The organism is Streptomyces sp. NPDC033966 (genome assembly GCF_055575955.1).
In genome coordinates this window covers 132,940-144,551 of the sequence record NZ_JBVIRQ010000019.1, presented here as the reverse complement: position 1 = coordinate 144,551, position 11,612 = coordinate 132,940, and the positions used below count along the sequence as shown (strand labels likewise).

Here is an 11,612-nt window from a genome sequence, read left to right as displayed (position 1 = left end):
GGCGCCTACGGCCTGGTCCAGGCGCTGCCCGCGTCGAAGATGTCCTCCGCGGGCTCGGACTGGAAGACCAACCCGGCCACCCAGATCAAGTGGGGTCTGGACTACATGAACGAGCGCTACGGCAGCCCGGTCGAGGCCTGGAACTTCTGGCAGGCCAACCACTGGTACTAAACCACCAGCAGCCACACCGGCAGCCCCACCGGGAACGCCCGGCCGACACCCTCGGCCGGGCGTTCCCGCATGTACGCAACCGAGCACGGACGGTCAGCGCCGCAGGTACGCGAGGACGGCCAGGACCCGGCGGTTGTCCTCCGCGGAGGGGGCGATGCCGAGCTTGGCGAAGATGCTCGCCGTGTGCTTGGTGACGGCGCTCTCGCTGAAGTGGAGGGCGCCCGCGATGGCGGCGTTGGAGCGGCCCTCCGCCATCAGTTCCAGGACGTCGCGTTCGCGCGGGGTGAGGGCGGAGATGGTGCCGCGGGCGTCACCGCGTGACAGCAGCCGGCCGATCACCTGCGGGTCCAGGACGGTGCCGCCACCGGCGACGCGGCGTACGGCGTCGACGAACTGGCCGGTGTCGGTGACCCGGTCCTTCAGCAGGTAGCCCACGCCGCCGTCGTCGCTCGCCAGGAGCTCGTTGGCGTAGAGCTGGTCGACGTACTGCGACAGCACGAGGACGGGCAGGCCGGGGTGGTGGCGGCGGGCTTCGAGCGCGGCCTGCAGGCCCTCGTCGGTGAAGCCCGGAGGCAGGCGTACGTCGACGACCGCCACGTCCGGCCGGTGCTCCAGCAGGGCGCGCAGCAGGGAGGGGCCGTTGTCCACCGCGGCGACGACGTCGAAGCCGTGCTCGGTGAGCGTACGGACCAGGCCGTCTCTCAGGAGGAAGAGGTCTTCGGCAAGGACGACGCGCACGGGATCTCCAGGGTGGCAGTGGTCGGGCCGCCCCGCGGGCTGTGCAGGGCGAGGCTCCCGTCGAAGGTAGCCAACCGCCGCCGGACGCCGAGCAGTCCGGTTCCCCTTGCCGGGTCCGCCCCGCCGTGCCCGTCGTCGGTGACGGTGACGCGCAGCCGCGGACCGCCGGCCGCCGTCACGTCGTGCACGACGACGACCCCGACGTGCTCGGCGCCCGAGTGCTTCGCCGCGTTGGCGAGCAGCTCGTTGACCGCGAAGTAGGCGGCGGATTCCACCGCGGCCGGCAGCCGCCCCGGCATCCGGACCTCGACGGTCACGTCGAGGAAGCTGTCCAGGGCCAGGGAGCGCACCGCGTCGCCGAGGCCCCGGTCGGTGAGTACCGGCGGCTGGATGCCCCGGACCAGGTCGCGCAGGTCCTGCAGGGTTCGGCCGGACAGCTCGCGCGCCTCCAGCAGTGCGGTCCGGGCGGCCGCGGGATCGTCCTGGAGCAGGCGCGTCGCGCTGTCGAGGCGCATCCCCAGGGCGACGAGCCGGGCCTGCGCCCCGTCGTGCAGGTCCCGTTCGATGCGCTGGAGTTCGGCGGCCCGGCCGTCCAGGACCTCGGCCCGGGTCTCCGTCAACCGCTCGATGCGGCGCCGGAGTTCGGCACCGCGCGGCGCGGCGAGGAGCCGCCGGCCCCAGCGGGCGTGCAGCCGCAGGACGGACGGTGCGAGGAGCAGGCCCCCGGCCGTGAGGGCGAGCCCCAGTGCCGCCGCCGCGATCATCAGGCCGGTGCTGTGCACGGGCACGAAGGCGTACCAGTTGCCGTCGTCCAGCAGCCGCCACACGAAGGGCTGGACCAGCACCCCGAACAGTCCGTACACGACGAGGGACGGGGGCACGGCGAGCAGCAGACCGCCCACCAGGGGCTCCAGCCACGCCCAGGCCAGGTCCCGCCAGAACCCCCCCGTCGGCCAGGACCGCGCGGGCCCCCGCCGCGCGCGGCAGCGGATCCGGCTGCGCGATCCGGACCCCCGGCCACCGGGCCGCCCGCTGCCGCGCGAGGTCGGAGCACCGGCGCAACGCGCCCGCGGCCGGGGGCAGCAGCCGGTGGCCGACGCCCACGGGCAGCAACAGCAGCGCCCCCACGACGGCCGACCCGACGACGGCGGCCCACACGGCCAGCAGACCGTTGAGGTGGCAGCGGCCGACGGCGGCCGGCCGCCGCGAAAGAGATGTCGAACTCATGTTCCGTGCAGGGTAGTCGGGGAGGGCCCGGCTCCCTCCACCGGGGCGCGTCGTCCCGCCCGTGTCCGGGCCCACACGACGGCCACCAGCGCACTGGCCGACCCGAAGCAGAGCATCGGGAGCACCGACCCGGACTCCTCGTCCATGAAGAGCAGCAGTCCGAGGTTGACGAGGGTGTGGAAGCCGCCGGCGAGCAGCAGCCGGTACGGGCCGCCCGTGCCGTCGAGGGCGATGCCCAGCACCACCGACATGGCCACGGTGGCGACGAGGAAGCCCGCCGCGTAGGCCGGGGCCCGCGCGAACACCGGTACGTGCCACACCCCCCACACCGCGCCCGTCACCACCGACGAGGCGGCCACGCCCAGCCGGGTCCGCAGCAGAGGCTGGAGGAAGCAGCGCCAGCCGATCTCCTCCCCGCACGCTCCCACCGACTGCGCCACCGCGATCAGCAGGAAGGGGTGGTGCAGGGCGCCCGGTGCCGTGAAGCCCGGACCCCCCGCCGCCGGCCCGTACCCGAGGACGGTGAGAGCGACGATCACCGCGGCCGAACCGAAGAGGGCCGCCGCCCGCCGGGCCCCGCGTCCGCTGCCGCCGCGCAGCACCGTGCGAGTCTCCCGCCACCGGTACAGGGCGACCGCGCCCACCCCCAGGGCCGGCCCGAACTGGGTCAGCTGCACCACCTCCGCGGGCACCCCGCTGGCCGGCTGCACCGCCCCCAGCACCCCGGCCGCCACGAAGGCGACCGCAGTGAACACCCCCGCCGCGCCCCACACACCGCCGCGCCCCGCCGCCTCGACGCCGCCCACCACAGCCATGTCCGCCCCGCCCTTCGTCCGTATCCCTACGCGGACGACGATGCCGGGCCCGACGCCTCCGGCCACTGCACCTGGCTCCCCGGCCGGGGTGTACTCACCTCCACCCCCGCGCGGCCCCGGTCCGCCGGGCCCGCCGGGCCCCGCGGTACCCGGCCTCACCGCAGTACGGCCGCCAGCAGGTCGGTCCCCAGCGCCGTCAGGTCCGACAGGTTGAGGCTGTAGCGCACGTACCGCCCCTCCCGCCGGGCCGTGAGGAGCCCCGCCCGCCGCAGGAGGGCCACGTGGCGGGACACCTCCGGGGGCGTCAGGTCCCAGGCGTGGGCCAGTTCCCCGTTGGTGTGCGGACCGCGGGCCAGGGTGCGGAGCAGACGCAGCCGGGCCGGGTGGGCGAGGGCCTCCAGACGCAGCGTCACCGTCTCCAGGGACACCGGCTCCGCCGGGCCGGGCCCGTCCACCGGGTACTGGACCACCGGCTGCCAGCCGGGCGCGTGGACCATCGCCAGGTGCGGCCGGCCGAAGACGCTCGGGATGAAGGTGACCCCGCTGCCATGGGCGGTCGTCGCCTTGTCCAGCAGCTTGTCCACGAGGATGGCGTCGCCGTCCGGAGCCAGGGTGACCGCACCGGAGACCGAGGCGAGGGCCGCCCCGGGGCCCTGGCGCCTCAACAGGTCGTTCTTCAGCCGCAGGTCCGTGGCGAGCCGGACGGCGGCGTCGGCCCAGGCCGCGTCGAAGAAGGCTTCGGCACAGGCCTCCAGGGTGTCGCGGACGCGCGCCCGGACCCCCGCCGGGTCCGCGAGCAGCCGCTCCGCGAAGGCCTCCTGGCGCGTACCCCGGGCCTGGGCCAGTTCGAGGGCCAGGTCGCGCGCGGCAGTGTCGGTGAGGGGCGACGGGGAGGCGAAGTGGATCCGGTTGCCGCAGGTGGTGACCAGCGCGGCGGACACGTACCGCTCGTCGTCGATCCGGTCGACGTCGTCCAGTTCCTCCCCGAGCGTCGCCCGGGGCCGGGCCGGCAGCATGAAATCGGCCTGGGACGTACGCCAGAGGAACTCCGCCTCCCGCAACCGCTCGGCCAGTCCCGGCCGCAGCCCGGCCCACACGTCGGAGGCCCATGCGGCGAACTCCGGATGGTGCTCCGGTTCGGCGAGCACGTGCAGCATCGCGGTCAGCTCGGCCAGCGGGGAGGCGGCGAACCGCAGCCCCTCGGACGGCATGCCGCCGATGTCGATCCTCAACGTCATCCGCACATCATCACCGCCCCGCCGGACAGCGCCGGCAACTGTTGACGATCTCCGTCAACCGACGTGCCCGGCCGGGCCGGTGAACCCACCGTTCACCCCATGACAGCCACGACCACCCCCACCCGCACCCCCACCCCGACCCGCAAGGTCCGGCCCCGCGCCCTGCTGCGCGCCTCCGGCGGCCCCCGCTACGCCGTCGCCCTGGCCGTCGACGCCCTCGGCACCGGCCTGCTGCGGCCCTTCCTCCTCCTCTACGGAGTGACGGTGCTCGGCCTGTCCGCGTCGGCCACCGGACTCGCGATGACGGGCGGCATCGTCATCGGCCTGCTGTCCATGCCCGCCGTCGGGAGATGGCTGGACCGCGGCGCCCGCAGCACCGTCGTCGCCGCGTCGATGCTGGTACGCGTGCTGGGAGTGGCCGTGCTGGTGGCGGCCCCCGCGGGCCGCGTCTGGCCGTTCGCGGCCGCGGCCCTCCTCCTCGGCATCGGCAACCAGGCCTGGCCGGCCGCCCACGCGGCGCTCGTCGCCACCATCTCCCACGGGCGGGAACGCGACACCGCCCTCGCGGCCGGACGCGCCCTGCGCAACGCCGGGCTGGGGGCGGGGGCGCTCCTCGCCATGGCCTGCCTGGCGGGCGGGACCTCGGCCCTGCGGGTACTGGCGGCCGGTACGGGAGTGGCGTACCTGGCGGCCGCCGGCCTGGCGTGGTCGGTCCGCGTGCGCGCGGAACGCGAGCCGGAGCGGTCCGTGGCACCGGCGGGGCAGGAGGATCGCCCACCCCGGATGCGTGCCCTGCTGGCCGCCAACGTGGTCTACGTCTTCTGCCTGAACGTCCCCGAGATCGCGCTCCCGCTGGTCCTGCTGACACAGCTGCACGCCTCACCGGTATGGTCGGCGGCGATCTTCGTGGCCAACACGGTGCTGGTGGTCACCCTCCAAGTCCCGGTCACCGTCCTGATGTCCCGCTACGCCCGGCGCACCGCGCTGGTCATCGCCGGCGCCGTCCTCGCGGCCTCCTACGCCGGCTTCCTCGCGGTGACGTCGACGGCAGGCGGGGACGGGGGCGGATGGGCCGCCCCCGCCGTCGCCGCCGTCTCCGTCGTCTGCACCCTCGGCGAGATCGTCTACGCCGGCAGCGCCACCGCCCTCGTGACGGCCCTCGCCCCGCCCCGCGTCCTGGGACGCACCCTCGCCCGCTTCGAACTCTCCACCGGCTTCGGCCTCGCGGTCTCCCCGGCGGCCATCACCGCCCTCGCCCCCCACGGCCCGACCGCCCTGTGGGGCACCCTCGCCGGGGCCACCCTGCTGTCCGCCGCGGCCGTCGCGGGCGAAAGGGACCCCGCGCGGCCGGCTCAGGGGGTCCAGTAACGGGCGAGGGCCCCTTCCCGGTACGGGGCGGGGCTGACGCTGAGGTCACCGGAGAAGGGACGGTCCAGGACGAAGACCAGCAGCAGGCTGAAGCCGACGAGCCCGGCCACCGAGGCGACGAACAGGACCTGGACCCGCAGCTTGCGCAGGCCGTAGAGGAACGTGAGCGGGATCAGGACCAGCGCACCGCCGAAGGCCAGGGCCTGGAGCAGCGGGGGCAGTTCCCGGCGCGCCATGGTGATGCGGGCCCGGCGCTGGGCGGCGACGTCGTCGAGGTGGTCGACGGCCCGCTCGTAGAAGACCTGCTCCGCCTGGCCTTGCGGGGCGTACGTCTGGAGCACCCGGAACGCGTCCTGCAGATGGGCCTCCGTGGCCCCGTAACTGGGGTTTCCCGCGCGCATCCGGGGCCACTGGTCCTCGACGACGGAGTGCACGTAGCCGCTCAGGGCCGCATCGAGGCGGGCCCGCACCGGCTCCGGGAACGCGGCGGCGTCACGGCTGATGAGCGCCGCGCTCGTGGCCTCGGAGGCCACGATGGTCTGGCTGTCCTCCAGCTGCGTCCACAGGGTGACGATCACGAACGCGAGGATGATCCCGTAGATGGCGCCGAACATCCCCAGCGTCACGCCGACCATGTCGTTGTGCTCCCCGCGGGCCAGCGACGGGTGCCTGCGGCGCAGCAGCACACTGCCGGCGACAGCCAGGAGGACGGTCCCGCCGACGGCGACGACGGCCAGTGTGGAGGTGCTGAAATGGTTGAGGAGCCATAGCGACATGTGCGCGGAGTCTAGGCCGGACGCGACACCCCCGAGCCGCGGCTTCAAGGGCCGCTACGGGCGTGCGCGAGGACATTCACGCGACCGGGTGAAGCCGGGCAGCCGTTCACGGACGGCCAGGCCCTGCCCCTCCAGCGTCCGCAGGCGCTCGGGCACCGGGCCCGCAGATCCAGCCGGAAGAGGTCTGCTGGTGCCTGTAGGACGCGACGATGCACCTGTACATCGACGACGCGCTCGCGGTGCCGGCCGAGGACTGAGGGACCCCGGCACCCGGGCGTGCGGTCCGGCGACTAGTGGTATTCGCAGAGGTACGCGGTCTCGACCGTGACCTTGAGCTGGAACTTGCTGTCGCCCGGGACCTTGAAGTGGCTGCCGGAGGAGAAGGTCTCCCACTCGGCGGCGTGGGGGAGCTTGACGGTCAGGGCGCCGCTGACGACGTGCATGACCTCCGGGGCGGCCGTACCGAACTCGTACTCGCCGGGAGCCATGACACCGATGGTCGCCGGGCCCTGCTCCTGGTTGAAGGCGATCGACTTGACCGTGCCGTCGAAGTATTCGTTGACCTTGAACATGTGCGTCCTCTTGGGGAACGAGCGGAAACGGATGGCCGGCTCGTCGCGCCCCGGTGACCGGCGAGGGGAAGGCTACCGGTTGCGCTCCCGGAGCCGGCGCCGGACGCCGCCCGTTCACGCCCCGGTCGCCTGCGCATGCCGGCCGGCGCCGCCGAAGGCCGCACCCCTGAGAGGCGGCGTGTCCAGCCCGGCGCCGTCTCGGAGACCCTGGAGAAAGGCCCCGACCGCCTCGGTGGCCGTACGGGCCGGCACCCAGCCGAGTTCGTCCCGGGCCCGGCCCGCGTCGAGGAGCGGCAGCCGCAGGACGGCGTCCAGCAATCCGGGCGCGGCCGGCGCGAGGTGCATCCTCCAGGCCGCGGCCAGGGCGGCACGCGCCGCGGCGGCGGGCAGCGGCACCGTACGGGCCCGCAGCAAACCCGCCACGGCCGCCGTGTCCAGGACCGGATCGGCGACCAGGTTGAACGGCCCGCGGACGGGGCGGACCACGGCCGCCCGGTACGCCTCCGCGGCGTCGTCGGTGTGCAGGGCCTGGAAGCGGAGCCCCGTCACGGCGGGGAGTGCGGGAACGAAGCCGGGGCGGATGAGCCGCCAGGGGAGCAGCGGGCCGGCGAAGATCCGGCGCTGCTCGGAGGCGGACGTCGCCTTGAACAGGAAGCCCGGCCGCATCCGCACCACCCGCATGCCGGGGTGGGCCTGCTGGTAGCCGTCGAGGTACCGCTCCAGGTACGCCTTCTCCCGGGTGTAGGCGGCGCCGGGCCAGCCGTGCGTGGGCCAGGACTCGTCGACCGGTCGCCCGTCGGCGGGGCCCGGCGAGTACGCGCCTACCGAGGAGGCGTGCACCAAGGTGTGGACCCCGGCCCGGGCACAGGCCTCGAAGACCCTGATGGAGCCCAGCACATTGGTGCGCCAGGTCTCCACCGGGTCGTGCGTGGGCTGGAACTTCCAGGCGAGGTGCACGACGGCGTCCGCGCCGGCGAACAGTCCGGCGAGGTCGGCGCCGCCGGGGTCGATGTCCGCCGCCGCCCAGTGCACGCCGCGGATCTCAAGGCCCGGCCGGCGGCGGGCGACGCCGAGCACGTACGTGACCGTCGGGTCGGACGCCAGGGCACGGACGACGCTCGTGCCGGCGTTGCCGGTGGCACCGGTCACGACGACCCTCATGACGCCCACCCGGCGTCGAGGTGGATCCGGATCATGTCACCAGCTCCCGTCGGATGTATGGGTGGTATCGGATGTATCGGACGTCCGGCGCCTTCCCCCGCCCGGGGCGGGAAAACGGACAAGGCCCGGGATCTCGTCGCCGACCCCCGACCGGCCGGGCGTGACCTTCCGGGCACGGGGCAGACGCCGAGGGGACCGAGCCCCGGCAGCGGCACGCGAACGACACGAGAAGAGGAGCGCCCCGACATGACGTCCTACGGATACTTCCTGGCCAGCGAGGAGTTCACTCCGGCCGAGCTCCTCGACCAGGCCCGCCAGGCGGAGGCCGCCGGATTCACCTCGCTGGCGATCTCCGACCACTTCCACCCCTGGAACGACGCCCAGGGCAACAGCCCGTTCGTGTGGTCGCTCATCGGAGCCCTGTCGCAGACCGTCGACCTGCCCGTCACCACCTTGGTGACCTGCCCGACCGTACGCATGCACCCCTGCATCACGGCCCAGGCCGCGGCCACCTCGAGCGTGCTGACCGAGGGCCGGTTCCGCCTCGGGGTCGGCTCGGGAGAGGCACTCAACGAACACGTCCACGGCGACCCGTGGCCGCCCTTCGACGAACGCGCGGCCATGCTGCGGGAAGCCGTGCAGGTCATGCGCGAGCTGTTCACCGGAGACCGGGTCACCCACCGGGGCAGGCACTACACCGTCGAGAACGCCCGCCTGTACACCTGCCCCGAGTCGCCGCCACCGGTATACGTGTCCGGGTTCGGCCCGAAGGCGGCCGAGCTGGCGGCGGAGATCGGCGACGGCTTCGTTCTGATGGGGCCCGACCGCGAACTGGTCGACGCCTTCCGCCGGGCCGGCGGGACGGGCAAGCCCGTGATCGGCGGGCTGAAAGTGTGCTGGCACGAGAACCGGGACGAGGCCGTCGACACCGTCCACCGCCTGTGGCCGACCGAACAGCTGCCCGGCGAGCTCGCGCAGATCCTCCCCACCCCTGCCCACTTCGAACAGGCCGCCGAACTCGTCACCCGGGCCCAGGTGGCGGCGTCCACGACCTGCGGGGCCGATCCGGCCGAGCACATCGAAGCCGTCGAACGATACGCCGACGCCGGCTTCGAGGAGGTGTACGTCGGCCAGATCGGCCCTGACCAGACCGCGTTCTTCGACGCCTACCGCACGACGGTGCTACCCGCCCTGGCCCGACGGGCGGGCGGGACGGCGAAGGCGGCGTGACCGCACCGCAGGCACCGGTCGCCGGTGAAGGCTCCGTAGCCGGCGACGATGCCGTCCACGCGGCCGTCGCCCAGCAGCTCGCCCACGTACCACGGATCGTTGTACGTGGTGGTCCCGGACAGGGTGGCCGCGAGACGGTCGAAGGCGGTTCCGCCGGGACGGACACCCCTACGCGAGGACCTTCCGCAGGGCGGCGAGCGCGGTGCGGAGTTCCTCCTCCGTGAGGGTCAGCGGCGGGGCCAGCCGGATCGTGGAGCCGTGGGTGTCCTTGACCAGGACGCCCTCGGCGAGCAGCCGTTCGCTGATCTGCCGTCCCGTACCGAGCGCGGGGTCGACGTCCACGCCCGCCCACAGCCCCCGGGCCCGGTAGGCCGTGACGGCGCCGCCCGCACCGGTGATCTCGGCGAGCCCGCGGTCGAGCACGGCTCCCAGCTCGGCGGCGCGCCGCTGGTACTCACCGGTGGCCAGCAGGTCCAGGACCGCGGAACCGACGGCCGCCGACAGGGGGTTGCCGCCGAACGTCGAGCCGTGCTCGCCGGGCCGCAGGACGCCGAGCACCTCGCGGCGGGCGACGACGGCGGAGACCGGGACGATGCCGCCGCCCAGGGCCTTGCCCAGGAGCAGGACGTCCGGCACGACCGATTCGTGGTCCACGGCCAGGGTGCGGCCCGTGCGCCCCAGACCCGACTGGATCTCGTCGGCGATGAAGAGGCACCCCGTGCGCCGGGTCAGTTCCCGGACCCCGGTGAGGTAGCCGTCGTCGGGGATGAGGACGCCGGCCTCGCCCTGGATGGGCTCGATCAGCACGGCTGCCGTCGTCTCGTCGACGGCCGCTTCCAGTGCGGCCAGGTCGTTGTAGGGCACGACGCGGAAGCCCTGGGTGAAGGGGCCGAAGCCGGAGCGGGCCGTCCCGTCGGTCGAGAAGCTCACGATCGTCGTCGTACGGCCGTGGAAGTTGCCGTCCGCCACGACGATCGTCGCCCGGTCCGCTGCGACGCCCTTGACCTCGTACGCCCACTTGCGGGCCACCTTGACGGCGCTCTCCACGGCCTCGGCACCGGTGTTCATCGGCAGCACCATGTCGAGGCCGGTCAGCTCGGCGAGGCGCTCGGCGAAGTCGGCCAGCCGGTCGCTGTGGAAGGCGCGCGAGGTGAGCGTGACCCGGTCGAGCTGGCGGTGCGCGGCGTCGACGAGGGCGGGGTGGCGGTGCCCGAAGTTCAGGGCCGAGTAGCCGGCCAGCATGTCGAGGTAGCGGCGGCCCTCGACGTCCTCCACCCAACTGCCCTCCGCACGCGCCACGACCACGGGCAGCGGGTGGTAGTTGTGCGCGAGCACCGGTGCCTCGGCGCGGATCAGCTGCGCCGACGAGCGCGTCGCGCGGGGGGAAGCGGGGACGGCGGTGGCGGCGGTCGCGGTGGTGGTGCCGGTCATGAGCGGATCTCCAGGGTGCAGCACTTGATTCCCCCACCGGCCTTGCGGAACTCCGACAGGTCGACGGGGACGGGAACGTATCCACGGTCGGCGAGCCGGCCGACGAGGCCGTGGGCCTGCGGGGCGACGAAGACGTTGCGGCCGTCCGAAACCGAGTTGAGGCCGAAGGCCAGGGCGTCCTCCTCGGTCGCGATCACCGCGCGCGGGTAGAGCCACCGGAGCACCTCGCGGCTGCCGGGGGAGAACGCCGCCGGGTAGTACGCGACGTTCTCCCCGCCGGTCCCGTCGCCTTCGCCGCCCTCCTCCCCGAGGAGGAAGAGCGCCGTGTCCAGGTGGTAGAAGCGGGGGTCGACCAGTTCGAGCCCGATCACCGGCCTGCCGAGGAATTCCTGCACCTCGCGGTGGGCGGCCCGCCGGGTACGGAAGCCCGTGCCCGCCAGCACGAACCGGCCCGCGGGAACGAGGTCCCCCTCGCCCTCGCAGACCGCCGCGGAGCGGTGGACCTCGTACCCGGCCTCCTTGAACCACGCCTCGTACTCGGCGGACTCGGGCCGGCGCTCGGCCGCGTGGAAGGACGACCCGAAGACCCGGCCGCCCGACACGAGGGCCGCGTTCGCCGCGAACACCATGTCGGGCAGGCCCTCCACGGGGGCGACCGTCTCGACCGTGTGGCCGTGGCCCCGGTACGCCTCGACCAGGGCCCGCCACTGCTCACGGGCCAGCGACGGGTCCACCGGTGTGCGGACGTCCATCCACGGGTTGATGGCGTAGCGCACATCGAAATACCGGGGCTCACACATCACATAGCGCCTCGGGCGCCAGCTACGGCTGAGCGGCCCGTGTCCTACGGGTGCTGCGGGCACAGAGGTTCCTCCGCTTCCTGCG

The 11,612-nt window shown here is 74.0% G+C and carries 12 protein-coding genes; 3 read left to right on the top strand and 9 right to left on the bottom strand.

What is annotated here, in order from left to right; genetic code table 11:
* Positions 1-171 (top strand): aggregation-promoting factor C-terminal-like domain-containing protein (locus ACZ518_RS35635; RefSeq protein ID WP_469117186.1); only part of this gene is annotated, 171 nt, incomplete at its 5' end.
* Positions 172-264: 93 nt separating this feature from the next.
* Here ACZ518_RS35635 and ACZ518_RS35630 read toward each other — a convergent pair.
* The 4 genes from ACZ518_RS35630 to ACZ518_RS35615 form a co-directional block, all read right to left on the bottom strand.
* Positions 265-909 carry a response regulator transcription factor gene (locus ACZ518_RS35630; protein WP_469117178.1) on the bottom strand — a complete coding sequence of 215 codons (645 nt, stop codon included), beginning with the start codon at positions 907-909 and terminating at the stop codon, positions 265-267.
* Entirely contained in the window at positions 873-1,811 is a 939-nt protein-coding gene (locus ACZ518_RS35625) for a sensor histidine kinase (RefSeq protein WP_469117177.1), read from the bottom strand. Before ACZ518_RS35625 ends, ACZ518_RS35630 begins: the two co-directional genes overlap by 37 nt.
* 321 nt (positions 1,812-2,132) lie before the next feature.
* Positions 2,133-2,951 (bottom strand): lysostaphin resistance A-like protein, encoded by an 819-nt coding sequence (locus tag ACZ518_RS35620; protein ID WP_469117176.1) that lies wholly within the window; start codon positions 2,949-2,951, stop codon positions 2,133-2,135.
* A gap of 155 nt (positions 2,952-3,106) precedes the next feature.
* Entirely contained in the window at positions 3,107-4,189 is a 1,083-nt protein-coding gene (locus ACZ518_RS35615) for a DUF5937 family protein (protein WP_469117175.1), read from the bottom strand.
* Between the two features lie 99 nt (positions 4,190-4,288).
* Here ACZ518_RS35615 and ACZ518_RS35610 point away from each other — a divergent pair, with 99 nt between their 5' ends.
* On the top strand, positions 4,289-5,557 hold the full coding sequence (locus ACZ518_RS35610; RefSeq protein WP_469117174.1) for an MFS transporter: 1,269 nt from the start codon (positions 4,289-4,291) through the stop codon (positions 5,555-5,557).
* On the opposite strand, the gene ACZ518_RS35605 is transcribed toward ACZ518_RS35610, so the two are convergent.
* The 3 genes from ACZ518_RS35605 to ACZ518_RS35595 form a co-directional block, all read right to left on the bottom strand.
* Positions 5,542-6,333 (bottom strand): bestrophin-like domain, encoded by a 792-nt coding sequence (locus ACZ518_RS35605; protein WP_469117173.1) that lies wholly within the window; start codon positions 6,331-6,333, stop codon positions 5,542-5,544. The two genes, ACZ518_RS35610 and ACZ518_RS35605, sit on opposite strands and share 16 nt — an antisense overlap.
* 290 nt (positions 6,334-6,623) lie before the next feature.
* Positions 6,624-6,905 (bottom strand): pyrimidine/purine nucleoside phosphorylase, encoded by a 282-nt coding sequence (gene ppnP / locus ACZ518_RS35600; protein WP_469117172.1) that lies wholly within the window; start codon positions 6,903-6,905, stop codon positions 6,624-6,626.
* Positions 6,906-7,019: 114 nt separating this feature from the next.
* Entirely contained in the window at positions 7,020-8,066 is a 1,047-nt protein-coding gene (locus ACZ518_RS35595) for an NAD-dependent epimerase/dehydratase family protein (RefSeq protein ID WP_469117171.1), read from the bottom strand.
* Between the two features lie 246 nt (positions 8,067-8,312).
* Here ACZ518_RS35595 and ACZ518_RS35590 point away from each other — a divergent pair, with 246 nt between their 5' ends.
* Positions 8,313-9,296: a TIGR03557 family F420-dependent LLM class oxidoreductase gene (locus ACZ518_RS35590; RefSeq protein WP_469117170.1), complete on the top strand. Its 984-nt coding sequence runs from the start codon at positions 8,313-8,315 to the stop codon at positions 9,294-9,296.
* Positions 9,297-9,464: 168 nt separating this feature from the next.
* Here ACZ518_RS35590 and rocD read toward each other — a convergent pair whose 3' ends face one another.
* Both rocD and ddaH read right to left on the bottom strand, forming a co-directional pair.
* Positions 9,465-10,727, bottom strand: coding sequence for an ornithine--oxo-acid transaminase (gene rocD, locus ACZ518_RS35585; protein WP_469117169.1), 1,263 nt, complete (start codon positions 10,725-10,727; stop codon positions 9,465-9,467).
* Positions 10,724-11,527: a dimethylargininase gene (gene ddaH / locus ACZ518_RS35580; protein WP_469117168.1), complete on the bottom strand. Its 804-nt coding sequence runs from the start codon at positions 11,525-11,527 to the stop codon at positions 10,724-10,726. Before ddaH ends, rocD begins: the two co-directional genes overlap by 4 nt.
* Positions 11,528-11,612 lie beyond the last annotated feature (85 nt).